20 protein-coding genes are annotated in these 23,926 nt (G+C 72.2%); 6 read left to right on the forward strand and 14 right to left on the reverse strand.

What is annotated here, in order from left to right; all coding sequences use genetic code 11:
* Nucleotides 1-18 precede the first annotated feature (18 nt).
* From ACIBU0_RS12370 to ACIBU0_RS12380, 3 genes are all read right to left on the reverse strand, one after another.
* Nucleotides 19-549 carry an SSI family serine proteinase inhibitor gene (locus ACIBU0_RS12370; RefSeq protein WP_398815776.1) on the reverse strand — a complete coding sequence of 177 codons (531 nt, stop codon included), beginning with the start codon at nucleotides 547-549 and terminating at the stop codon, nucleotides 19-21.
* Entirely contained in the window at nucleotides 546-1,916 is a 1,371-nt protein-coding gene (locus ACIBU0_RS12375; RefSeq protein WP_398815779.1) for a M14 family zinc carboxypeptidase, read from the reverse strand. Before ACIBU0_RS12375 ends, ACIBU0_RS12370 begins: the two co-directional genes overlap by 4 nt.
* A gap of 149 nt (nucleotides 1,917-2,065) precedes the next feature.
* Nucleotides 2,066-2,617, reverse strand: a complete 552-nt coding sequence (locus ACIBU0_RS12380; RefSeq protein WP_398815782.1) for an FHA domain-containing protein — start codon at nucleotides 2,615-2,617, stop codon at nucleotides 2,066-2,068.
* A 185-nt stretch (nucleotides 2,618-2,802) separates the two neighbouring features.
* Here ACIBU0_RS12380 and treZ point away from each other — a divergent pair, with 185 nt between their 5' ends.
* Nucleotides 2,803-4,557, forward strand: a complete 1,755-nt coding sequence (treZ, locus tag ACIBU0_RS12385) for a malto-oligosyltrehalose trehalohydrolase (RefSeq protein WP_398815785.1) — start codon at nucleotides 2,803-2,805, stop codon at nucleotides 4,555-4,557.
* Nucleotides 4,558-5,434: 877 nt separating this feature from the next.
* Here treZ and ACIBU0_RS12390 read toward each other — a convergent pair.
* The 5 genes from ACIBU0_RS12390 to ACIBU0_RS12410 form a co-directional block, all read right to left on the reverse strand.
* Nucleotides 5,435-6,379, reverse strand: coding sequence for an aminoglycoside phosphotransferase family protein (locus tag ACIBU0_RS12390; protein ID WP_398815787.1), 945 nt, complete (start codon nucleotides 6,377-6,379; stop codon nucleotides 5,435-5,437).
* Nucleotides 6,380-6,440: 61 nt separating this feature from the next.
* Complete coding sequence (locus tag ACIBU0_RS12395; protein ID WP_398815790.1) at nucleotides 6,441-7,568, reverse strand: aminopeptidase P family protein; 1,128 nt, start codon at nucleotides 7,566-7,568, stop codon at nucleotides 6,441-6,443.
* A gap of 132 nt (nucleotides 7,569-7,700) precedes the next feature.
* Nucleotides 7,701-8,321 carry a LysE family translocator gene (locus ACIBU0_RS12400; RefSeq protein WP_398815793.1) on the reverse strand — a complete coding sequence of 207 codons (621 nt, stop codon included), beginning with the start codon at nucleotides 8,319-8,321 and terminating at the stop codon, nucleotides 7,701-7,703.
* Between the two features lie 71 nt (nucleotides 8,322-8,392).
* Nucleotides 8,393-8,983 (reverse strand): PDZ domain-containing protein, encoded by a 591-nt coding sequence (locus tag ACIBU0_RS12405; RefSeq protein ID WP_398815795.1) that lies wholly within the window; start codon nucleotides 8,981-8,983, stop codon nucleotides 8,393-8,395.
* Between the two features lie 150 nt (nucleotides 8,984-9,133).
* Entirely contained in the window at nucleotides 9,134-10,000 is an 867-nt protein-coding gene (locus ACIBU0_RS12410) for a LysR family transcriptional regulator (RefSeq protein ID WP_398815798.1), read from the reverse strand.
* A gap of 107 nt (nucleotides 10,001-10,107) precedes the next feature.
* On the opposite strand from ACIBU0_RS12410, the gene ACIBU0_RS12415 reads away from it, so the two are divergent.
* Nucleotides 10,108-10,842, forward strand: a complete 735-nt coding sequence (locus ACIBU0_RS12415) for a hypothetical protein (protein ID WP_398815800.1) — start codon at nucleotides 10,108-10,110, stop codon at nucleotides 10,840-10,842.
* A 25-nt stretch (nucleotides 10,843-10,867) separates the two neighbouring features.
* Here ACIBU0_RS12415 and phsA read toward each other — a convergent pair whose 3' ends face one another.
* Nucleotides 10,868-12,754, reverse strand: coding sequence for an O-aminophenol oxidase PhsA (gene phsA / locus ACIBU0_RS12420; protein WP_398815803.1), 1,887 nt, complete (start codon nucleotides 12,752-12,754; stop codon nucleotides 10,868-10,870).
* A gap of 166 nt (nucleotides 12,755-12,920) precedes the next feature.
* On the opposite strand from phsA, the gene ACIBU0_RS12425 reads away from it, so the two are divergent.
* Nucleotides 12,921-14,399, forward strand: a complete 1,479-nt coding sequence (locus tag ACIBU0_RS12425) for a hypothetical protein (protein ID WP_398815805.1) — start codon at nucleotides 12,921-12,923, stop codon at nucleotides 14,397-14,399.
* On the opposite strand, the gene cyc2 is transcribed toward ACIBU0_RS12425, so the two are convergent.
* A complete protein-coding gene (gene cyc2 / locus ACIBU0_RS12430) occupies nucleotides 14,392-16,551 on the reverse strand; it encodes a germacradienol/geosmin synthase Cyc2 (protein ID WP_398815808.1) in 2,160 nt (719 codons plus the stop codon). The two genes, ACIBU0_RS12425 and cyc2, sit on opposite strands and share 8 nt — an antisense overlap.
* Before the next feature lie 193 nt (nucleotides 16,552-16,744).
* Here cyc2 and ACIBU0_RS12435 point away from each other — a divergent pair, with 193 nt between their 5' ends.
* A complete protein-coding gene (locus tag ACIBU0_RS12435; protein ID WP_398815811.1) occupies nucleotides 16,745-17,986 on the forward strand; it encodes an endonuclease/exonuclease/phosphatase family protein in 1,242 nt (413 codons plus the stop codon).
* A 106-nt stretch (nucleotides 17,987-18,092) separates the two neighbouring features.
* Here ACIBU0_RS12435 and ACIBU0_RS12440 read toward each other — a convergent pair whose 3' ends face one another.
* The 4 genes from ACIBU0_RS12440 to ACIBU0_RS12455 form a co-directional block, all read right to left on the reverse strand.
* A complete protein-coding gene (locus tag ACIBU0_RS12440; protein WP_398815814.1) occupies nucleotides 18,093-18,851 on the reverse strand; it encodes an ABC transporter ATP-binding protein in 759 nt (252 codons plus the stop codon).
* A 37-nt stretch (nucleotides 18,852-18,888) separates the two neighbouring features.
* Nucleotides 18,889-19,626, reverse strand: a complete 738-nt coding sequence (locus tag ACIBU0_RS12445; protein ID WP_398815816.1) for an ABC transporter permease — start codon at nucleotides 19,624-19,626, stop codon at nucleotides 18,889-18,891.
* 318 nt (nucleotides 19,627-19,944) lie between these two features.
* On the reverse strand, nucleotides 19,945-20,736 hold the full coding sequence (locus tag ACIBU0_RS12450; RefSeq protein ID WP_398815819.1) for an ABC transporter permease: 792 nt from the start codon (nucleotides 20,734-20,736) through the stop codon (nucleotides 19,945-19,947).
* Nucleotides 20,733-21,647 carry an ABC transporter substrate-binding protein gene (locus tag ACIBU0_RS12455; RefSeq protein ID WP_398815821.1) on the reverse strand — a complete coding sequence of 305 codons (915 nt, stop codon included), beginning with the start codon at nucleotides 21,645-21,647 and terminating at the stop codon, nucleotides 20,733-20,735. Before ACIBU0_RS12455 ends, ACIBU0_RS12450 begins: the two co-directional genes overlap by 4 nt.
* Before the next feature lie 186 nt (nucleotides 21,648-21,833).
* Between ACIBU0_RS12455 and ACIBU0_RS12460 the strand changes: the two genes are divergently transcribed.
* Together ACIBU0_RS12460 and ACIBU0_RS12465 are read left to right on the forward strand one after the other, a co-directional pair.
* Nucleotides 21,834-22,652 carry an alpha/beta fold hydrolase gene (locus ACIBU0_RS12460; RefSeq protein ID WP_398816886.1) on the forward strand — a complete coding sequence of 273 codons (819 nt, stop codon included), beginning with the start codon at nucleotides 21,834-21,836 and terminating at the stop codon, nucleotides 22,650-22,652.
* The gene (locus ACIBU0_RS12465) at nucleotides 22,649-23,911 is read left to right on the forward strand and encodes a cytochrome P450 (RefSeq protein ID WP_398815824.1); all 1,263 of its coding nucleotides are present in this window, start codon (nucleotides 22,649-22,651) and stop codon (nucleotides 23,909-23,911) included. The genes ACIBU0_RS12460 and ACIBU0_RS12465 overlap by 4 nt, the downstream gene beginning before the upstream one ends.
* The last annotated feature ends 15 nt before the right edge of the window (nucleotides 23,912-23,926 follow it).

The following is a 23,926-nucleotide window of genomic DNA, read 5'->3' on the forward strand; positions in this document are numbered from 1 at the left end:
GCGGCTGGAGCGGCCGTATCAGCCGTCCATGGTGAACACCGAGCCCGTCCGCGCGGTCAGCGCGCAGGAGTTGGCGAAGGTCTCCTGGTACTCGACAGGTCGTCCGGCCCACGTCCCGCGCGCGTGGGCGGTGACCGGGGCGTAGATCATCGGGCAGAACGTGTCGTCGGGCTGGAGCCGGGCGAGTCGGCTGATGTCGCCGCCCGCCTTCTCCAGCTGCGCGCAGGCCTCGGCCGCATGTCCGTGGCCCTGCGGCGGGTCGCAGCTGAGGAGGACGCCCCGGCTGTGCCCGCCGTCGCCGTGGCTGCCGTCGTGTCCCCCGTCCCCCCGCACGTCGCCCTGCCCGCCGTCGCCGGGGGTGAGTGTGAGGAAGAGCCAGTTGGTCGGCCCCGGTTCCAGGAGCGGCTCCACGAGCGGTTCGTGAGCCGCCGCGGTAGCCGGAACCGTGCCGAGGACGAGGAGCGCGGCAGCCGCCGACAGGCCGGTCCGTACCGCTTTCGCCGCGCGCGGATGTTCGGTGAGGCAGCGCCTCGTGAGGGATTGCGTCATTCCCGATGCATCGGCACGGTGGCACCGGCATTCCACCCCGACTCACCCGAACGGGAACACGCGGGCGCGTGCCGGCCGGCGAGGTCGAACGTGGCGAGCACCACCCGTGACTGGTACTCCACCTGGCGCGCGACCGGTATCCAGCGCGCCCCGCAGCCGTCGCGGTAGTCGTCGCACCACTCGTCGAGCAGCCCGTCCAGTTCCGGCATGACGCCGGCCGGGTCGCGCCCGGCGGCCGTCACGAGCTGGTGCAGCAGCCCGGCCGTCCGCAGGGCGAGGCGCCGCCCGGCGATGCGCAGGGCGGCCAGATGGGCGGTGCTGAGCGGCGGGAGGGGGCGGGTGCCGCCGGGGTCCGGGACGTCGGGGTCCCAGGTGTCGGCGAGCCCGGGGCAGACCAGTAAATAGTCGTCCACCGGGGCGAGCAGCCGGGCCGTCTCCGGTCCGGCGGGCAGGTGCGGCCGCAGGCGCTCCAGCAGCCGCTGCAGGAGGCGGGCGTCGTGGCGCAGGGTGTGGCTCACCCTGCGCAGGACCGTTTCCTCATCTGCGGGCGGAGTACCGTCCTCCACCGCCGCCACACCCCACATGGGCGCCTCGACGACCGCCGTGACCGTGCCGTGCCGGTGCGGATGGAACCACGTCGACTCGACAGCCGCCTCGGTGATGGCGGCGGCCAGATCGCCCCGGCGCGGCCGCGGGATCCGGTAGACCGCGGGTCCCAGTTCCGGCCAGTACAGGGTGTCGTAGGGGCCGAGCTCGCGCGGGATGCCCAGGCGGGCGGCGGAGTGCGCGACGCGCTGCGCGAGACCGGGCAGGTCGTGGGTCAGCTCGACGAAGCCGCCGCCGACGTCGACGCCGTGCAGGGAGCACTGCAGGAAGGGCCGCAGTTCGTCCTGGAGGTCGAGCAGGGCGCGGGTCTCCGGCAGCGTCGCGGCGTCCGCGCCGTCGGGCAGCCATTCGGGCTGTTCCAGGAAGCCGGGCCGGAAGAAGTGCCGGAAGTAGCCGCCGAGGGCGTACGGCCCGTGCAGCCACCCCTCGTTCCGGCGCAGGCCGTCGGGGTCCAGGCACAGCAGCAGGTTCCAGGTGGCGTCGGCGCCCTCGTGCAGCCGGGGGTCGGCGAGTGCCCGTTCGGCCAGCCGCAGTACGGTCGCGCCGCCCACCGGTTCGTTGGCGTGCGGCCCGGCCACGACGAGGGCCTGACGGCTGCCGTGGCCGACGGACAGCAGCCACAGGGGTGTGCCCGCGCGAGACGTCCCCACTCGGCGCAGCCGTGCGTCACGGGGGCGGCGGGCGACGAGCGCGGCCGCCCGGGCGCCCAGCTCGTCGACGGTCGGGTAGCGGAGGAGTGGCGGCAGGGCACACCTCCACAATGTGGTGCCGTCGATTCACCTGGTGTGCATGGTGTACGCACAGTCAGTCACGAGTTGACGAGTACGTCAACACCGTAGAGCGCAAAGGGATTTCACTGGTCCGGCGACCAACGCATCACGTAAAAGCAAGGCCAGAGCTAAGGTTCGGCTCAGTTCGCGGCGAGCCGGAACGACATCCGGCCGAAGCCGACCTGGTCGCCCTCGCGGACCACGACGGCCCCGATGACGCGTCGGCCGTTCACCGTGGTGCCGTTGGTGGAGCCGAGGTCGCGCAGGACCCACAGGCCGGCCTGGTGGCTCAGCTCGGCGTGCACCCGGGACACCGTCTCGTGGGTCAGCCGCAGCCCGTTGGCGGGATCGCGCCCTATGCGCAGCGGATGACCGGCCGCGGGGTGCGGCAGCAGCAGCTTGGGCAGCCGCTCGGCCTGCCATGCCCGGCGCAGCCGTACGGTGAAGCCGGAGATCGCCTCGACGGTGCCGAACACCAGGCGCGACACACGGCTCTCGACGGGCAGGTCGGCGGTGAGCACGGCGAGCTCGTCCACCCGGCGGGCGGCGAGGGCGAGCTCCATGCGCCGCACGAACGTGTCGTGCGACAGCCGGCCCATGGCGACGCCGTCACGGAGCACCTTCAGCGCCTTGTCGCGCTCCGCGTCGGAGAGCCGCGCGGGGTACGTGTTGAACTCGAAGGACGACGTCACGGTGCTGATTGTCGGTCAGTGAACCCCCGGTGTCCAGAAAACCCGGAAACGGCGGCCGCACGCGCGTGCTCGGCGGGACCGAGCGCGACACCCGCCGCAAAAGGGAAGATTCAAAAGCGGATTGATCTCGTTTGAAGCACCATGGACGGGCTACATCACGGTGAGCAGACGAAGGGGAACCGTCCGTGCAGTTCGAGGTGTGGGCACCGCAGGCCGACCGTGTGACGCTCCATTGCGAGGACGTCACGCGTGCGTTGGAGCGCGATCCCGATCGCGCGGGATGGTGGTGGGGGGAGGCGGAGGCGGCGGACGGGACCCGGTACGGCTTCGCGCTGGACGACGGTCCCGTGCTGCCCGACCCGCGCTCCCGCCGCCAGCCGGACGGCCCGGACGGGCCGAGCGCGGTCGTCGACCACGGCCGGTACGAGTGGCGTACCGAGTGGGCGGGCAAGCCGCTGCCCGGTGCGGTGCTGTACGAGCTGCACGTGGGCACGTACACACGCGAGGGCACGCTGGACGCGGCCGCCGAGCGGCTCGGACATCTCGCTGAACTGGGCGTCACCCACGTCGAGTTGATGCCTCTGTGTCCCTTCCCCGGGCGGCACGGCTGGGGCTACGAGGGGGTCTCGCTGTGGGCCGTGCACGAGCCGTACGGCGGGCCCGAGGCGCTGAAACGCTTCGTCGACCGGGCGCACGAGCTGGGCCTGGGCGTGGTCCTGGACGTCGTGCACAACCACTTCGGCCCGTCCGGCAACTACCTGCCCGTCTTCGGCCCCTACCTCACGGACACGCACCACACCCCCTGGGGTTCCGCCGTCAACCTGGACGCGCCCGGTTCGGACGAGGTGCGCGCGTATCTCGTGGAGAGCTCGCTGGCCTGGCTGCGGGACTACCGGATCGACGGGCTGCGCCTCGACGCGGTGCACGCGCTGGTGGACACGCGCGCGTGCCACTTCCTGGAGGAACTGTCGACGGCCGTCGACGCCCTCTCCGCCGACCTCGGCCGGCCGCTGTACCTGATCGCCGAGTCCGACCTCAACGACCCCCGGCTCATCACCGCGCGCGAGGAGGGCGGTCTCGGGCTGCACGCCCAGTGGAACGACGACTTCCACCACACCGTGCACGCCGCGCTGACCGGGGAGTCCCAGGGCTACTACGCCGACTTCGCCCGCGCCCCCATGGCGGGCCTCGCCAAGACCCTCACCGGCGGGTACTTCCACGACGGCACCTACTCGAGCTTCCGGGGCCGGCGCCACGGGCGCCCCCTGGACCGCACGCGCGTGGCGGCGCACCGTCTCCTCGGCTACAGCCAGACCCACGACCAGGTCGGCAACCGGGCCCAGGGCGACCGGCTCGCGGCCGCGTTCCTGCCGGACTCCCCCGGGCTCGTGGCCTGCGCGGCCACACTGACGCTGACCGCGCCGTTCACGCCGATGCTGTTCATGGGCGAGGAGTGGGCCGCGAGCACCCCCTGGCAGTTCTTCACCGACCACACCGACCCGGAGCTCGCCGAGGCCGTACGACGGGGCAGACGGCGTGAGTTCGCGGCGCACGGCTGGGCCGAGGAGGACGTGCCCGACCCGCAGGACCCGGCGACCCGGGACCGGTCCTGCCTCGACTGGTCCGAGCTCGACAGCGAGCCCCACGCGCGCGTGCTCGCCTGGTACCACCGCCTCATCGCCCTGCGCCACGAGCAGCCCGACCTCACGGATCCCGACCTCGCCGACACCAAGGTGGCCTACGACGAGCAGGGGCGCTGGCTCGCCTTCCGCCGCGGCGACGTGCGGGTGGCCGTCAATCTCGCCAAGGACCCGGCGGCGATCCCCCTGGGCCCCCGTCAGGCGGTCGTACTGGCGGCTTGGGAGCCCGTGGAGGCGCCGGGCGCGGACGGGGTGCTGCATGTGCCCGGGGAGTCGGGTGTGGTGCTGTTGCAGGGGTGAGCCGGGGGCCGCCGGGGTGCGTGCGCGGCAGCGGGCGGGCCGTTCTGCGATCGGCGCTCCCATTCCCCTGGCCGGGGGGCAGCACATGGCGGCGGTCGGCTGTCCGACCGAGTGGGCCCGGCCCGGGTACTGACCGGCTCGCCGGCCGCGGTCGTGGCCAGAGCGGTCGTGCGGTTGTTCACCTCGACCCCGGCGTCCGTGAGTACGATCGCCTTCCTCGCCATGGCCCCCGCGTCCGCCCGGGCACCGGAACGACCTTCACCCTGTTGGCCCGGCCGCCCCCGGCCGGCAGGCGGCCGACAGGCGCGGCTCCGCCGGTCTGCCCGCCATCGGCGACCCGTCGCGGGGCTGTACGGCGCATGCACACTCGTCGCCCCGCCGGAGCCCGCCCTGCACAACCGGCCGGAGCGCCGTCGCCTCCGGCGGGGGAAGAGAGCCCGCGCCCTTTGAGGGTCCCCACGCGCGCGGGTCCTTCACTACAGCGCGTCCTGGCGGGCAGGACAGCCCCACATGCTCGGAGGGTCCCCGCGTGCGGCACGTCCTCCCGCGCAAGAGAGCGCCGTGTGCTCCCGGCAGGACAGCCCCGCATCCTCGGAAGATCCGCGTCCGCGCGGGGCACCCACACGCACAGCACCCCACCCACACAAGAGAGCCCCACGTGCTCCCGGCAGGACAACCCCGCATCCTCGAAGGATCCCCCTGCACGCGGGGCACCCACACGCACAGCACCCCACCCACACAAGAGTCCCGCGTGCCCGGGGTTCCCCGCGCGCAATTACGCCAGCTCGTGTGCCCGCCTCCGCGCAAGAGAGCCCGCGTCCTCGGAGGCGCCCCGCGCGCGGGGAACCCCCCGTGCCTACGGCACCTCCTCGCCGTGCTAGAGCTCCTCGTCGCCGTCGTCCTCCCTGAGTTCCGTCACGCGCTCCAGCAGGATCGCCTCCCACGCGTGCCGGAGCTGGGTTCTCAGTAGCGGGAGTGGGGTTTCGCCCTCGCCGTCGAGGCGGGCCGCGAGGTGGAGGACCGCGTCGCAGCGGGCGAGCCAGAGGCCGCGCAGGCAGGGGCGGGCGCCGTAGCCGGCGAGGGTGGCGGCGCGGACGGCGGCCGGGGAGCCGACGGCGAGGGCGAGGCCGGCGATGTCCTCGGCGGGGTCGCCGAGAACGGTGTCGGCCCAGCCGAGGACGCCGCGCACCCGGCCGTCGGCGCTGACGACGAGGTGGTCGCCGGTGAGGGCGTGGTGGACGAGGACGGCGGTGCCCGGCTGGGCCGCGAGCTGCACGGCGGCCGGCGGGGTGAGCTGGCGAAGGCGGGCGGCGTCGAACTCGTCGGCTTCGGCGAGGCGTCCGGCGGCACGTTCGGCGGACCTTCGCAGGGCCTCCAGCGAGCGCGGGGCGGCGCGCGGCACGCCGAGCGTCTCGGCCTGCCGTACGGGGACTTCCCGCAGCCCTGTGAGCAGCCCGGCCAGATCGGCCTCGCCGACGGCGGACACGTCGTGCTGTGCGCCCGACCCGCCGGGCACCTTGGTGTCCAGGGTGTAGGTCAGCCCGGGCGCCCACTCCCCGTACGCGACGCTCGTCGGCACCGCGACCGGGACGTGCGTCCGGACCAGGTCCCGCAGGCGCAGTTCGCGGCGCTGGCGGGCGGCTGCGTCACGGTCGGGGGCGAGGCGCAGCACATGGCGGGTGCCGACCAGCCAGGTGGCGGGTTCGGCGCCCGGGGAGGCAGGCCGGACCTCGGGGCCCGCCGAGTCGTCCACGCCCTCCTTGAGCAGGGAACGGACCAGTCGGCGGACGGTGTCCGCGGTGGGTGTCGGTGCCTGGGTCATGGTCGCGCCGTTGTCGCTCGGGGGTCTACGGGGGCTCCTTGCTCCGGGATCGGTCGCCGGGTCAGTCCACTATGACCATCTCTCGGGTCGTGTCGTTGAGGCGCCGGCCGCCGTCCTCGGTGACCGTGACGATGTCCTCGATGCGCACTCCGAAGCGGCCGGGCAGGTAGACGCCGGGCTCCACGGAGAAGCACATGCCGGGCACCAGGGGCTGCTCCTCGCCCTCGATCATGTACGGCGGCTCGTGCGTGGTGACACCGATGCCGTGCCCGGTGCGATGGATGAAGTACTCGCCGTAGCCGGCGTCCGCGATGACCGCGCGGGCGGCCCGGTCGACCTCCTGGCAGGCGGCGCCGGGCCGTACGGCCCGGTAGCCCGCTTCCTGGGCCTCGCGCACCAGGTCGTGGACGCGGCGTTCCTCGTCGGTGGGTTCCCCGACGTGGACCGTGCGGGAGGTGTCGGAGCCGTAGCCGTCCCGCAGGCCGCCGAAGTCGAGGACGACCATGTCGCCGCTCCCGATCACGCGGTCGCCCGCCTCGTGGTGCGGGTTGGCGCCGTTGGGGCCGGAGGCGACGATGGTGAAGTCGACCTGGGAGTGGCCGAAGCTCCGCAGCAGGTCGGCGAGGTCGGCGGCGACGTCGGACTCCCGGCGACCGCCGAAGGGAACCTTCCGGATCTCCTCGAACGTTGCGTCTGCGGCCGCACCCGCGGCCGCCAGCAGCTCCACCTCGGGGGCGTCCTTGACGGCCCGCAGCATCGGCAGGGCGTCGGTGAGGGAGGCGTAGGAGGTGCCGGGCAGCGCCCGCTGCAGGGCCAGCAGATGCATCGCCCACGCGTTGTCGCTGATGCCGAACCGGCCGCTCGCGTCGAGGAGACCGGCGGCGGCTGCGTAGGGGTCCTGGCCGTCGGTCCAGTCACGCAGGGTCAGACCGGGCGCGCCGGAGGCCTTGGCGGCGTCCGGGGCCTCCAGGGCGGGGACGACGAGGACGGGGTCTCGGCCGGGGACGAGCACCAGCAGGGTGAGCCGCTCGGTCTCCGCGGGCGGCGCGTAGCCGGTGAGCCACACCATGTCCGGGCCGGGGGCCACCAGCAGCCCGGCCAGCCCGGCGTCCACGGCCGTCCGCGCGGCGCGTTCCATCCGGGCCCGGTAGTCGTCGGCGGTGAAGGGCGCGGGTGCGGTGCCGGTCATCCGGGCCTCCCTGGGCGCTGATAAGGACCACGGGCAGCATCCTGCCCGTAGGGAAGGGGCGGCGCGAGCCGGTCGGCGGGTCTTTCGACGGGTCTTTCGGCGGGTCTTCCGTACGGCCGGTCGGCCATGGCGTCAGCCGTCCAGTGCCATACGGACGCCGAGGAGCAGCAGGACGCCCCCGGAGACCTGCTCCAGACGCCGGCGCACACCCGCGCGGGACAGCACGGCCTTCATCCGGCCGACGAACCACACGTACAGGCCGTAGTAGCCGACCTCGTACACCGCCCAGAGCGCGGCCAGGCCGATCATGGCCGGGAGATGCGGGGCGCCCTCGGGCACGAACTGCGGGAGGAAGGACAGGGCGAAGACGGCCGCCTTGGGGTTGGCGAGGTTGAGCAGCAGTCCGCCGCGGTAGGAGGCCCAGCCACTCTTGTGGGTGGCCTCCCAAGTGCCCTCCTCCGCGCCGCTGCCGCGGCGCGCCTGCCGCAGCGCCTGGACGCCGAAGCCGACGAGGACGACGGCGCCGACGATCCGCATCACGTCGTACGCCACCTCCGAGGCCGTCAGCAGCGCGGTCAGGCCGAAGGCGGCGACGACGCCCCAGATGAAGACGCCGGTCTCGTTGCCGAGCACGGTCAGGAAGCCGGAGCGTCTGCTGTGGAGGGACTGCTTGATGATCAGGACGGTGCTGGGCCCGGGCGAGGCGGCGACGAGGGTACAGGCCCCCAGGAAGGCGATGAGGCTGGTCGGCATGGGCTCATCGTGGCCTTGTCGGCGGAGGGCGACCAGTGGTTTTCCCGTACTCCCTCTCGGGAGGCGGTCCCTCAGGTGACGACGGCGGGGACCACCGTCAGCTGCTGGAAGCCGCCGCTGCGGTGGCGCACCGTCAGGACGGCCCCGCTGCCGGGGCGGGATGCGGCGACGGCGCGCGCGAGGTCGGCGGCCGAGTCGGTGCGGGTCCCGTCGAACGCGAGGATCACATCGCCCCGGACGAGGCCGGCCGTGTATCCCGGTCCGGGCACATGAACGCCGACGACCAGCGCGCCCGGCTTCCCTGCGTCCACGGCTTCCACACCGAGGGTGGCTACGGCGGCGGCAGCGGGCGGGGAGGCCGGCGACGGGGACGCGGGGCGTGCGGAGGGGGCCGGGTTTGCGGTGGGGCCCGGCCCTGCCCGGCGCTGCAGTTCGGCGAGCTTGTCCATGCCGATCACCGTGGCCCCCATCGCGCCGAGCCCGGCCCCGGACAGGACCAGGACCATCCCGACGAGCAGGGCGACCACGAGGGTCGCGAGCCGCCGCCCGCACCGGCGGGGCGCGGCGTGCGGGCGCCGTGCGCCGGGGCCGGGCTCGGCGCCGCCGTCGTCGCCGGGCCCCTGACCTGGCATGGGCTTGGGTCGCAACGCAGTCTGGTCCATCGATCGCCTCCGCCTGGTGACTACCCTGCGCACCGGCGCCCAACGAGCCACGATCGAGTGAGACTGACCCGTGGTCAAGAACGGGAAGCATAGGCGTCACGGCAGAGAACGGGACGTCAGGGACGGTGACGCGGGGGGCGGGCCGCCGCCTCACGGCCGTTCGGCAAGCACCTGCGCGACCGCCGCCGCGGCTCCCCCGAGCACTCCCGTGTGCACCAGTTCCGTCCGGTGCACGACGCGCGGTTCCGTCACCGGTACGGCGACCGTGCCGGGTACGCCGGTGGCGGCCGGGCGTGGCAGCAGGGTCAGGCCGTGACCCGCGGCGGCCAGGGTGATGAGGGTGCGGACGTCGGTGCCGTCGTAGCGCAGGGCTCTGCGGAAGCCGTGGCCGCCGTTCGCGGCGCGGAGGTGGGCGAGCGGCAGGCCCGCGTCGGGGGCGTCCAGCCAGCGGGCGGCGGCCAGGTCACCGAGCCGCAGGCTCGCGCGTAGGGCGAGCGGGTGGGTGTCGGGCAGGAGGACGCAGACCGGCTCCTCCCCCACGCCGTACGTGGTCAGGGGTGCCACGTCGGGCAGTCGCAACGGGTCGCTGGGGGCGGCCAGACCGTCCACGAGGCCGAGGTCCGCCGAGCCCGTGGCGACGGCCGCGGTGACCTCGTCACGCGGCAGGACGCGCAGGGTCACTCCGGAGGCCGGAAGCGCGGCGAGCACGCGTGGTCCGAGGGCGGTCGGCGCGGTCGCGAGCGTCAGCCCGTGGTCCGGCGCGGCCACCATGCGTACGACGTCCGCGCGGGCGGCCTCCAGACGCAGCAGCAGCGGCCCCGTGTGTTCGAGGAGCCGCTCGCCGGCCGCGGTGGGCGCGACGGGGCGGCGGGTGAGCAGCGGGGCGCCGAGGTCCTGTTCGAGCGCGGCGATGTGCTGGGACACCGCCGACTGGGTGTAGCCCAGTTCGCGGGCGGCCTCGGAGAACGAGGCGAGGCGGGCGACGGTGGCGTAGGTGCGCAGGAGGTGCGGGTCCATGCCGGACAGCATCCCTCACGCCATCGGCTCTGCCATCAGATCTGCTTATCGACGATGCACTAATCATCGTTGGACGTGAACAACCCGGCGCGCCCAGGATGAGGGCCATGACCGACACCACGATGCCCGTCGCCAAGGTCGCCCTCGTCGGCGACCGGTCCCCCGACGTCGTCTCGCACACCCGTATCCCCCACCTGCTCGACGCGCTCGCCGCACACGACCGGCTGGTCCTGGACGCCTACTGGATCCCGTCCGAGGACGCCGTGGCCGAGGGTGCCGTGCGCGGGTTCGACGCCGTGTGGGTGGTGCCGGGCAGCCCGTACCGCAGCGAGGCGGGTGTCCTCGCCGCGATCCGCGCCGCGCGCACGGAAGGCATCCCGTTCCTCGGCACCTGCGGCGGCTTCCAGCACGCGCTGCTGGAGTTCGCCCGGGGCGCCTGCGGGCTGACGAAGGTGGCGCACGCGGAGAACGACCCCGATGCCGAGGACTTCCTCATCGAACCGCTGGCCTGCTCACTGGCCGGCCACGAGGACACCGTCGTACTGGAAGCGGGGTCGCTCGCCCAGTCGGTGATCGGTGCCGAACGGACCGTGGAGCGCTACTCCTGCCACTACGGTCCTTCCCGCCACCTCGACACGCTGCGGGAACACGGTCTGCGCTTCAGCGGGCAGGACACTCAGGGGCAGGTCCGGATGGCCGAACTGCCGGGCCACCCCTTCTTCCTCGCGTCCCTGTTCCAGCCGGAACTGTCCGGCGACGGCTCGCGCCCGCACCCGATGGTCCGGGGGCTGGCGCGAGCCGCGGTGGAGCACGCGGCGCGGAAGGTCACCGCGCGCGCCTGACCCGCCACGCGCGCGTGCGTGGATGTCAGCCCGAGTGCCCCTCCCCGTGGCCGCCGTGGGCGCCTGAGTGGTCGAACTTCAGCGCCTCCGCGGGCATGACGACGAAGGGCCGCATCATGCCCATGTCCTCGTGTTCGAGGAGGTGGCAGTGGTACATGAACCGGCCGTACGCGCCGTCGAACCTGCCCATGACGCGCAGCATCTGGTTCCCCGGGACCTGGAAGACGTCCTTGTATCCGAGTTCGTTGGGCGCCAGCGGGATCCGGGTGCCGGCGTCGAACCGGATCGGGCCGCGGGTGCCGCCCACCGCCGGGTCGAAGCCGGAGACGTCGTAGGCGTCCCGGCCCAGCAGCTGGAAGTCGGCCAGGTGGATGTGCATGGGGTGGACGATCGGGGCGAGGTTGAGGAAGCTCCACTGCTCGTGGCTGCCCTCGGCGATGGTGAAGCCCAGGCCGTCGTTGAACGTCCGGGCCGTGCGCCGGTACGTCCGCGTCCTCCCGTCGGAGCCGGTGACCTGGATGACGCCCTCGGTGGGCACCTGGATGTCACCCGGGTCCTCGACCTCCGCCATCTCCCAGATCTCCGGGTGACCGCCGGCGCCCTTGGTGGCGGGCGGGGTGAGCACGATGAGGCGGTGGCCGTGCCGGATGTCGTGCGTGAGCCGGCGGAAGGAGCCGGAGAGCACCTCGGGCAGTTCGAAGCCGTCCGTCTCGCAGCTCTCCCCGACCCGGAACTCCATGACCGCCGGGTAGCGCACGTCACCGGCCGGGTCGGGTACGCCGGGCGGCTGGTTGCGGCCCTTGTTGACCAGGCGGAGCGTCCGGCCCGCGAGGCCGCGGAAGTCGACGAGCAGGTCGAAGCGCTCGGCCGGCGCCGCGCTCAGCACGGGCAGCGCACCGTCGAAGTCGATCGGTACCGGGCGCGGCAGCAGTCCGCCGTCGCTGCCGATCTGGTGCACGACGCCCGGGACCGGGTTGTCGTCCTCGTCGACCAGGACCAGGTTGTAGATGCGCGCGTTGGACGCGTTGACCAGCCGGAAGCGGTACCAGGCGTCGTCCACCTCGGCGTACGGCCAGATGCGGCCGTTGACCGTGGTGTACGGGCCGGTGAACGGGATGGAGACCGGCTTGCCCGTCTCCGGGTTCTTCTGCTGGACGATCACCGTCTTGTGCAGCAGCCTGCCGTTGAGCCGGCCGTCCTCGTCGGTGTCGAGATTGCGGTCGGCCAGCAGCAGCGGGATCTCCCGCTCCCCGCAGGGGAGACGGAGGGCGTCCTCCTCGTCGTCACGGACGAGGTAGGTGCCGTACAGGCCGGCCATCACGTTCCACCGCGTGATGTTCATGGCGTGGTCGTGGTACCACCACTGCACCGCCTGATGGTCGTTCGGATACTCCGACAGCTGGGCGTCGCCGTGACCGACCGCGTTGTCCGCCCACCCGTCGTTGCCGCCGCCCGTCTGGGCGCCGTGCAGGTGGGTCACCGACCAGGCGGGCAGGGCGGCGACGTCCTTGTTCGGCTCGACGCCCTCACGGCCGGGCTCGGTCGTGGCCTGGGGACGGCCGTCGGTGCGCAGTGGCACCTCCACCGAAGTGACCGGGTACTCGCTGTCCTTGGGGATGCGGTTGGTCCAGGCGATGCGGACGCGCTGTCCGCGCCGCACCTCGATGGTGGGGCCCGGCACCTGGCCGTCGTACCCCCACATCAGGGTCGGCGGCAGCTGCGGGTGCAGACGCACCCAGGCCGGGCGCAGGGCGATCTCGGTCTCGCGCAGGACATCGTCGGGCGCGGGCCGCAGGACGGGAGGGACGGGCAGCGGGGCCACGTACGGCGTGAGCTCGACGGTGTCGAGCGGCTGCTCCGCCTGTTCGGTCTCCGTGTCGCTGTCCGTGAACCTCTCGATGATGTCGGTCAAGGTCGAACACCCCCGTTGTGTTCTTGTCGTCTGTTCCCCTTCATCCCGGAAGACTCCCGGCGCATCGTCGAAGTTCCAGGAATGTCCCGTTCCGGCCGAAAAGTTTCGATGCCCGCGTTCGGAGGCCGGAAGTCCGTTGTCAGTGGCCGCTGTTACGTTCTGTGACATGACCGATCGTGCGCTGCGGCTGCTCCGAGAGAACCCCCGGCTGGCCGGACTGGCGGCCTTTCCCTTCGCCTTCGACATCGACCGTGCGGCCCATGGTCACGTCGAGGAGGTCCGCCTCGCCTCGGGCGGACCGCTCGACATAGTGGCGGGGGACGACACCGGTGGTACGTACTTCGTGTGCGCGGACGGCTCGGTGCTGTACGCCGACTCGGAGGGCTCGGCCGGGATCGTCGGCTCCAGCGTCGACGAGGCGCTCGAGATCATGATCGGACTGGCGGAGGTCGAGGAGGACGAGGAGGACGAGGAGGAGGTTCAGCAGAGTCGTCACCTCGAAAAGGCGCGGGCAGAACTGCGCGCCGCGCTGGGCTTTCCGGAGCGCTCCAGCGCAGAGCTCGAAGCCATGCTGCAGGCCGCGCTCCTGCGCACCGAGCCCGACTTCCTGCTGCTGAACGCGGTCGAGCACAACGCCTATCAGCTGCTCGACTCGTATCCGCGCCCACCCCTGTGGGAGCCGGTGCTCGCGAGCGGCCGTGCCGATCTGGCGCTGCTGCGTGCGGGCGACGTCGCCGTCCGGGACGCCCTGGCCGACGATCCCGTACGGCGCCGACTCGCCCTGCGGGCCGCGCAGTTCGACCGGGCGGGAGGCGATCTCGAGATCCTGCGCCACCTGCTGCGGCACGAGGCGAAGTCCTCCATGACGGACGAACTGCGGCTCGCCGCCACGCTGGTGGGCCTGCGCGGGGACACCGGCGACCTGCCCCTGCTGCACGAGGTGCGGGAGACGGACTTCGACACCGCGTGCGGCCTCGGCGGCATGCCGGAACCGGGCGCGAGTGCGGACGCGTTGCGGGAGTGGGCGCAGGAGCTCGACGACACGTTCTTCGGTGCGGACCCCGCGGACGAGCCCCTGCACACCTGGACCGACCTGGCCCGCGACCAGGGCATGACCGAACTGGCCCGGGTCGCTCTGATCCGCGAGCTGGACGAGATCGTCATGGACCAGAGCCGACTCCGCCGGACCGACACGCCGCAGGCCTTGACCACGGCCCCGTTGGGCGCGCTGGCCCGCCACTTCGAGGAGCTCGGCGACCACACCCAGGCTCTGCGCGCCCAGCGTCTGTACACCGCCTTGCAGGAGACGGCATGGGACCGGGTCTCCGCCCTCCGCGACCAGGCACGCCTGGAGCGTGCCGCCACCCGACTCCAGGCTGCCGTACGGACCTTGGCTGCTCTCCGCGGCATCCTGGAGGACCCCGCAGACGACTCCCTGCGTGACTGGCAGCGTGTGAACCTCGGCCGTTTCATCGCCGAGGAGCACTACGCGCTGACACGTGCCCTCGCCGAGGCCGGGCTTTCGGAGCAGGCCCGCGCGCTCCTCACGGCCGCCCACGCGATACTCGGCGAGCTCGCGGGGAACGCCGCGAAGGGCGTACGAGGGCTCGCCGAGGCCGCTGCGTGCGTGCGGGAGGTCAGCTGAGGACGGGTACGGCCGGCGGGCGGGCCGGCAGGAAGCCGTGGGCGCGGCGGGCCAGGAATTCGGGCTTGTAACGGTCGACCGACCGATGCCAGTTCAGGATGCCCGCCATGTAGTTGCGCAGGTCCTCCACATACGCCCCCATGGCCCGCCGCGCCTCGTCCGAGAGGTCGAAGTCGGCGTACACGACCGGCAGTTCGTGCGCGGCCACATGCTCGAACTGGCGCATTCGCTGGGTCATCAGGTCATGGACGACTCCTAGCGCGGTCGGATAGTCGACGCCGAAGAAGTTCTGGACGACGAGGATCGCGTTGTGGATCTCCCCCTCGTACTCGATCTCCTTCTGGTAGGAGAACACGTCGTTGATGAGCATGGAGTAGTCGACGGCCGCGTTCTCCAGAGAGCGCACGGGCCCGCTGCGGTAGACCTCCGGCGGGACGGCGGGGCCGCAGCCGGTGCGGCACAGGTTGAGCGTGAGGTCGGCGCCGAAGGTGGCGCGCCGCATCTCCAGGTAGTCGACCGGGTCGGGGATGCGGTTCTGGAGCTGGTTGGCCAGCTCCCACACCCAGCTCTCGGTCATCTTGTTGATCGCGTCCTTCAGGGAGCGCCGCTGGGCCGCGGTCATCCCCGCCGTCGTGCGCGTCCAGAGGTCGACGAGACCGCACTCCATGCCGCCCAGCGGAGTGACGGCCGCCTCGCCCTCGAGGGGCATGCAGTCCGACAGGCGCCGGGTGGTCAGACGCGCGGCGGCCAGGTCGCGGCGGTGGCCGAAGACCAGCGGGTAGTAGTCGTCGCCGTACGTCCCCCAGGCCAGCCACTGCGCGCTGAGGTCGAGGGCCTCCGGTGTGGCGTCGGGGTCGAGGCCGGCGGAGCACAGGGCGAGGTCGTAGGCGGCGAGCTTGTCCTCGTCCCAAACGCCCTCCCGGAGCATCCCCATGCGGTGCATCCACTCGGTGAGGCGGGTGCGGGCGCCGGGCAGGTGCGGGCTGAGCTCCACGGCGAACGGCATGAAGAAGTCGGGCAGGCGGGAAGGGCCGACCTTCTGGAAGGGCACGTGCGTGTACGCGCGCAGGCGTTCGGCGCCGGCCGCGGCGAGCAGTGCGCCGACGTCGGCCGCGGAGGTGCCGGGTCCGGTGAGCGTCTGCCACGGCGCCGCGGACTGCGCGCGCTCGTTCATGTAGCGGCTGGAACGCATGTGCCATTCGTGGCCGCCCGACTGCCAGTCCTGCAGGCCCTTGGTGTACGCGGCGACGGCGGCGATCTCCTGCGGCGTGAGCCCCTTCTCCAGGGCCACGGCCGGGACTTCGGTGAGGGCGGTGTGCTCGAACTGGTGGAGCCGGGAGGTGAGGACGTCGTTGACGGTGTCGGCGGCTTCCTGGGTGGTGCAGCCGAAGAAGGTCTCCAGCACCAGCACTCCGTTGCTGAGTTCGCCTTCGTCCTCGACCTCGCGCTGGTAGGAGAACAGGTCGTTGCGCAGGTGCACGGCGTCCGAGAACGTCTCCATCAGGACCCTCAGCGGCCTCGACTCAGCGACGGACGCGGGCACTTCGGCCGTCGCGTACTCCACGAGGCCCGACGACCAGGGGGCGCCACCCACCTTGCGGCGCATCTCGATGTACTCGACGGGGTTGGCGACACGCCCCTCGTTGATGTTGGACAGCTCCCACAAGGACTCGTTGAGAAGGTGCTCGGTGGCGACGGCGAACCGGCGGCGCCAGTCGACCGACATCGAGGGCACCGTACGGGTCCACAGGTCGGCGAGCCCCGCCTCGACCGGGTTCTGCGGCTCGGGCATCGGGGTCGCCAGGTCCATCGGCATGAACAGCGACAGCCGGTCCAGGTAGGCCTTGCCGCCGGCGCGGTCCTGGGTGCGCTTGAAGGTCTCCAGGAAGTGGTCGTCGAAGAAGAAGACCCACACGTACCAGTCCGTGATGAGGGAGAGGGCCGGGCCGTCGCAGTCGGGGTGGGTGTACGCACAGAGCAGGCCGTAGTCGTGCGCGTCCAGGTCGGCCTGTTCCCAGACCCCGGACCCCTCCAGCATGCCCATCTCGCGCGCCCACCGGGTCGAATGGGCGCGCGCCTCGTCGACGTGCGGGTTCAGCCGCGCGGGATACGGCATGTAGAAGTGCGGGAGTTCGAAGGGCTGCTGCGTCATGGCCCGGCCCTACCCCCGGGGCCCAACAGGCATCCGCGGCGCGGGACATGATCACACCATCGCGTGAATCAGGTGAATCGGGGGTGAATCCGGGAGTTCTCCCCGGGCCTTGTGGCGTTCATCTCTACGCGCGCAGACTTTTCGAGCTCGCTCTGTCCCCCTGTGCTCCCTGTCCCCCCTCACCGGAGTCGCGATGAACCACACCGGATCCCTCTCCCGCCGCACCGCGCTCGCCTCCCTAGCCGGGGCGGCGTTGGCCACGACCGCGGCGTTCCCGGCCCCGGCGGCCGAGCGGCACGGCCGCCGGCCGGTACGGTTCGCCACCTTCAACGCCTCCCTGAACCGCTCCGCCCAAGGCGCACTGATCAGCGACCTGTCCACGCCGGACAACGCCCAGGCGCGCAACGTCGCCGAGACCATCCAGCGGGTCGACCCGGACATCCTTCTGATCAACGAGTTCGACTACGACGAGCAGGGCACGGCGGTCCGCCTGTTCCTGCGCAACTACCTGTCCGTCGGCCAGAGCGGGGCGCGGCCGATCCGCTTCCCTTACCGCTTCACCGGTCCGGTGAACACGGGCGTCGCCACCGGTGTGGACCTCGACGGGAAGAACGGCGCGGTCACGACACCCGGTTCGGACGCGTACGGGCAGGACGCGTACGGCTACGGCTGGTTCCCCGGGCAGTACGGCATGGTCGTGCTGTCGAAGTATCCGATCGACACGCGCGCGGTGCGGACCTTCCAGCACTTCCTGTGGAAGGACATGCCCGGCCACCTCATGCCCCCGGGCTACTACAGCGACGAGGCCCGCTCGATCCTGCGGCTGTCGTCGAAGAGCCACTGGGACGTGCCGGTGTGCATCGGGCACTCCACCGTGCACTTCCTGGTCTCGCACCCGACGCCGCCCACCTTCGACGGCACAGAGGACCGCAACGGGCGGCGCAACCACGACGAGATCCGCCTGTGGGCGGACTACATCGGCGGGCGCGGGCGCAGTTCCTACCTCTACGACGACAGGGGCGTGCGCGGCGGGCTGCGGCCCGGGGCGCGGTTCGTGATCGCCGGCGACAACAACGCCGATCCGTACGACGGCGACAGTTATGGCCATGCGATACGGCAGTTGCTCGACCACCCGGCGGTGAACGTTCCGGCGACTCCGCCGGCCAGCGCGGGCGGGGTGGAGGCCGCGAAGCTTCAGGGCGGCGCCAATGCCTCGCACACCGGCAACCCGGCGTACGACACCGGCGACTTCGGCGATGGCGCTCCCGGGAACCTGCGAGTGGACTATGTCCTGCCGTCCAAGGGGCTGATACCGGGCGCGAACGGGGTGTTCTGGCCGACGTCCGACGATCCGCTGTACCGGCTGGTGGGCGACGGGAGGACGGTGCCGACCTCCGATCACCGGCTGGTGTGGCAGGACGTGCGCCTGGGCTGAGGGCGGGGCGGGGGCAACGGGCGGGCGGCTTCTCGCCCCGCCGCCCCTACCGTCCGGCTGAATGGCCTGGACCGGCGCCGAGAGGCGGAGCTCCCGCACGACGGAGTCACCGGCGCTCCCTGTTGCGCACCGCCCGCCCCACCTCCGACCTCAGTGTGACGAACTCCGCGAGGCCCCGGGTCGTGATCTGGTCCCGGGGGGCGGGGAGTTCGACCGGCAGGTCCAGGACGACCTTGGTGCCGGGCCCCGGCGAGAGGGCGACGACGCGGTCTCCCAGGTACACGCTCTCGTCGATGTCGTGGGTGACGAAGACGATCGTCGCGCCGTCCGTGCGGTGGACCTCCAGGAGAAGGTCCTCCAGGTCCTCGCGGGTCTGGGCGTCCAGGGAGCCGAAGGGCTCGTCCATGAGGAGCAGGGAGGGGCGGCAGACCAGGGCGCGGGCGATCGCCACACGTTGCTGCATGCCGCCGGAGAGCTGCCAGGGGTGGCGCCGGGCCGTGTCGGTGAGGCCGACCCGGGCGAGGATGCGGTCGGCCTCGGCCCGGCGTTCCGCTCTCGGCAGGCCTCTGCGGCGCAGCGGGAGCGCCACGTTCTCGCGGACCGTGAGCCAGGGGTAGAGGGAGCGGGCGTAGTCCTGGAAGACCACGGCCAGGTTGTGGGGGACGCCCCGCACGGGTGTGCCGTCCAGGGTGATCGTGCCGTCGTACGCCGGCAGCAGGCCCGCGATCGTGCGCAGCAGCGTGGATTTGCCGCAGCCGGACGGGCCCACGACGCACAGGAGTTGACCGTCGGGCACGGTGAGGGTGATGTCGTGCAGCACCTGGTGGTCGCCGAAGTGCCGGCCGACCGCGTCCAATCGGAGCATGGCTGTCCCTGCGCAGAGGTTGGGGGCGTGGTGGGGGTCATCCGGCCGTCGTTCTCCCTCTTCCGACGATCCGCTTCTCGACCGCCATCAGGCCGGTGTTGAGGAGGTGGCCGAGGACGCCGAGGAGGGCCAGCGCGGCCCAGACGGTGAGCAGGTCGGAGCGGGACTGGGCGTCGGTGAGCGTGAAGCCGATGCCGTTCGCGGTGCCGGGCAGCAGTTCCGAGAACACCATGAGGATGAGGGAGAGCGAAAGGCTCAGACGCAGGCCGGCGAAGATGCGGGGCAGGGCGGAGGGCAGGATCAGGAAGCGGAGCCGTTCGGCCGGGGTGAGGCGCAGCACGGCGGCGACCTCGAGACGCAGCGGGTCGGTGTTCCGGGCGCCCTCCGCCGTGTTGATCAGTACCGGCCAGACGGCGCTGAAGACGATCGACGCGATCTGCATCGGCGTACCGAAGTCGAAGATCACGACGAAGACGGGGACCAGAGCCGGCGGCGGCACGGCGCGGGCGAACTGCAGGACGGGGTTGCAGAGGGCGTACGCACGTCGCGAGCGGCCGACCGCTACGCCGAGGGCGATCCCGGCGACGGCGGCGAGCGTGAACCCGGCGGCCATGCGGCCGAGGCTCGGGAGGACGTCGGCGACGGCGTCCTCGGTCAGGAACGCGTGCCGTGCGGGCCCCGAGAACCACAGGTCACGGGCGTGCCGCGCGATCTCGGCGGGCGGCGGGAAGTAAACACTGCCCTGCGCTCGGGCGACCACCTGCCAGACGGCCACGGCGAGCGCGAGGACAAGCCAGCGCAGCAGCGCGTGACGCGCGGTGGCAGAGGCGGAGGCGCGGCGTTCGAGCGCCGGGCGGGGGGCGCGGCGGCGTAGGGCTGCAGGCCGTCGGTCAGGCGGTCCAGACGGCCCAGGGGGCCCGGGGGGCCCAGGGGGCTCCGGTGCGGTGGGGCGCTGGCGGTTCATCGGCACTCACCGCGATGCGAGCGGACTGCCGGGGCGGCTGCGGGTGCGGATGTGCATGATGCGGCGCGGCTCGACCCACCCACGCCCACCCTTCCCTCCCCTCCCGGCCTCTCCGCCCTGATCAGCTCGTCACCCCCCATGCCGGCTCCCCGGCGTCCAGGGAAACAACCGCCGTTCCCCCCACACGAGCACCCCATTGACGACCAGCCCCAGAGCGCCCGCCCACACCACCCCCGCCAGCACATCCCGCGTCCCGTCCGTCGCCAGCCCCGCCTGGGCGATGAAGATGCCGAGGCCTTCGCCGAAGCCGGAGAGGATCTCCGTGGCGACGGCCAGGATGAGGGCGACCGCGGCCGAGATGCGGATGCCGGCTGCGATGAAGGGGGCCGTGCCCGGCAGTTCGACGCGGAGGAGGACGGCGAGGCGGCCGAAGCCGAAGGCGCGGAGGGTGTCCTTGGCCAGGGGATCGGTCTCGCCGAGGCCGTAGACGGTGTTGAAGAGGATCGGCCAGACCGACGCGTACGTCACCAGCGCGACCTCGGTCTCGGTGCCCGAGCCGAGGAGGAGGGAGACCAGAGGGATCAGCGCGACGGACGGCAGCGGCCGCAGAAACTCGATGATCGCGCGGACGGCGGCGTCGACGACCGGCACACTGCCCAGCACCAGACCGACCGGCACCGCGAGGGCACAGGCGAGGCCGAGCCCGAGCGCCCACGCCCGCAGGGTGGCGCCGAGGCCGTCCAGGAAGGCCGCGTCGCCCGCCAACTCCACTGCGCGGACCAGGACTTCGGAGGCGGGCGGCAGATAGCTGCTCCGCACGAGACCGGCGCGGGAGACGGCCTCGCAGGCACCGAACATCAGCACGACGCCCCACGTGCCCAGCAGGAGCTGCTCCCGACGGCCCTTCACGTCGCGTATCACTCGACCATCAGGGTCGCCGCGTCGATCGGCTTCTTCAGCATCCCCTGCTTCTCCATGAGGTCGGTGAGCCGGGTGAGCTGCGCGGCGTCCATCGTGGGGGGAAAGACGGGCAGGTCGATGGACTCGGCCTGTTTCTCGGTGACCTTGGTGTACGTCGGAAGGACGTCGCGCACGACGGACGGGTCCTTCTCGGCGATCCGCACGGCGGCCCTGATGGCCCGCTGGAAGGCGGCCAGCGTCTTGCCGTTCCCGTCGGCGTACTCGCGGGTGCTGATGTATCCGCTGAGGGGGATGGCCTCCACCGGCGCGGAAGAGCCGTCGACGAGGACCCTGGCCTTCAACTCGTCCTGGATGGACGTGTCGTAGGGCTCGACGGCGTGCACGGCGTCGACCTGTCCCTTGTCCAGAGCCGCGCCCATCTGCGGGAAGGGAATCGCCCGGTAGACAGGACGGCCGACGCCCTGTTTCGCCAGGATCTCGTTGAAGGTGAGCGACTGGACGTTGTTCAGGGTGTTGACCGCGAGCTTCTTGCCCTCGAGGTCGGCGAGGGTCTTGATGTCCGAGTCCTCGGGCACCAGGACCTCCATCATGCGCGGCGCGGCCCTGATCGCCTCGGCGACGATCCGGATGTCGAGCGTGCCCTGCTCCTGGGCCTGGAGATAGGTGACGTAGTTCGCGCTCGCGACCATGTCGATCTGGCCCTTGGCCAGGGCCGGCAGGGCCTGGAGGCTCTGTTGGACCTGCTGGATGCGGACGTCGAGACCCTCCTTCTCGAACAGGCCGCGGTCCCGTGCGATGTAGAGGGCGGCGCAGTCGATCAAGGGCAGGGCGGCCACGGTGACCGTGTCACGCCCGTCCGCCGAGGACGAGGAGTCCCCGTCGTCGCCGCAGGCCGTGAGCGCCACCAGCATGAAGGTGATCGTGGCGGCCGCGACTCTCCCCGTTCCCGCGCGCAATTGACGTAACGGCATGTCGACATGACTACCAAGAATTTGTCATGATCACCACATAGCCAGGGGCGTGGAGCAGATCAACGTCGCTGTGGCAATCTGTCGGCCTTCACCGAAAGGCGCCACCTTGGTCGCATGACCTCCAACATGAACTCCTACACGCTCCCGCACGAGCTGCACGGCGACGGCCCCCACAAGGTGTTCGCCGTGCACGGCTGGTTCGCCGATCGGTCCGCCTACGCGGGCGTCCTCCCCGACCTCGACCGCACGGAGTTCACCTACGCCCTCGTCGATCTGCGCGGCTACGGCGGCGCGAAGCACGCCGTCGGCGCCTACACGACCGGCGAAGCGGCCCTCGATCTGGTGGAACTGGCCGACCGGCTCGGCTGGGAGCGGTTCTCGGTGGTCGGTCACTCGATGGGCGGCGCGGTCGGCCAGCGCCTCCTCGCCGTGGCCCCGCACCGGCTGCGCAGACTGGTCGGGGTCTCACCGGTGCCGGCCTCGGGGCTGGCGTTGCCGCCGGAGCTGGGGGTCCCCCCGCTCGAGCGAAGTCGAGAGTGGGGGAGGGAGCTGTTCGCGGACGCGGCGCACAAGCCGGAGAACCGGCGCGCCATCATCGACATCACCACGGGTGGCCGCCGCCCGGCCGCCTGGCTCGACCGCATGGTGACCCGTTCGCTCGCGGTGAGCGACCAGAAGGCGTTCCGCGCCTGGCTGGACTCCTGGGCCGGGGAAGACTTCCACCTCCAGGTCGAGGGATCCCCGGTGCCCGCACTCGCGGTCACCGGCGCCCTCGACCCGGCCCTGTCCGCCGACCTGCTCCGCCGGACCTGGATGGCCTGGTACCCCCGAGCCGACCTGCACGAACTCCCCGCCGCCGGCCACTACGCAATGGACGAGACCCCCCTGGAGCTGATCGGAGTGGTGGAGGACTTCCTGCGGGCCGACGAGAGCGAGCAGGCGTGACGGTCCACCACGCTCCCCCCGTCCCCGACGTCTTCGACCCCCGCCAGTACGCGACCGGCGTGCCGTACGCCGCCTACCGGATCCTGCGCGATCACCACCCCGTGGCCCGTCAGGACGAGCCCGAGGTGCTGGGCTGGCCGGCCGGGCCCGGGTTCTGGGCGGTGACCCGGCACGCGGACGTGGTGCGCGTGCTCAAGGACTCGGCGACGTACTCCTCGTACATCGGCGCGACCCAGATCCGCGATCCCGAGCCGGACGACCTGCCGTTCATCCGGCGCATGATGCTCAACCAGGATCCGCCGGGCCACGGCCGTCTGAGACGGCTGGTCAGCCGTGCCTTCACGCCCGGACGCATCGACCGCTTCGCCAAGGTCGCGCAGGACCGGGCCCGCCTGCTCCTCGCGCGCGCCCTGCAGGAGGCCCGCGCTGCCGACGGCACCGTCGACCTGGTCACCGCGGTCACCGACGACTACGCCCTGCTCAACCTGGCCGACCTGCTCGGCGTGCCGGAGGCCGACCGCAGGCTGCTGCTGCACTGGACGCAGCGGGTGATCGGATACCAGGACCCGGACGAGTCCGGGCCGGCGGTGCGGGACGCGGCCGGCCGGCCGGTCAATCCGCGTTCGCCCGCGATGCTGCGGGACATGTTCGGGTACGCCCAGCAACTGGCCGCGCACAAACGGCGGTTCCCCGACGACGACGTGATGACCACCCTCGCCCACGACGCCGAACTGGCAGGACCCGAACTGGAGATGTTCTTCTTCCTGCTCACCGTCGCGGGCAACGACACCGTCCGCAGCGCCGCACCCGGCGGGCTGCTCGCCCTGGCCGAGCACCCGAAGGCGTACGAGCAGCTCCGCGACGGCCGCGTCGAACTCGCCTCGGCCGTCGACGAGTTGCTGCGCTGGCATCCACCCGTCCTCACCTTCCGCCGCACCGCCACCCAGGACACCGAGCTGGCCGGCCGCCGGATTGGCGCGGGTGACAAGGTGGTCGTCTTCCACGCCTCCGCCAACCGCGACGAACGGGTCTTCACCGACCCGGACCGGCTGGATCTGGCCCGCAGCCCGAACCCGCACGTCTCTTTCGGCGACGGTCCGCACGTCTGCCTGGGCGCGCACTTCGCGCGGCTGCAGCTGCGCGTGCTCTACCGGGAGGCCCTGCGGGTCCTGCCGGTTCTGCGGACGGCGGGGCCGCCGCGGCGACTGGTGTCGAACTTCATCAACGGTCTCAAATCGCTGCCCGTGCAGGTCACTTGAACCGGGGTGTGCCCG

Source organism: Streptomyces sp. NPDC049627 (genome assembly GCF_044465645.1).
Lineage (GTDB): Bacteria > Actinomycetota > Actinomycetes > Streptomycetales > Streptomycetaceae > Streptomyces.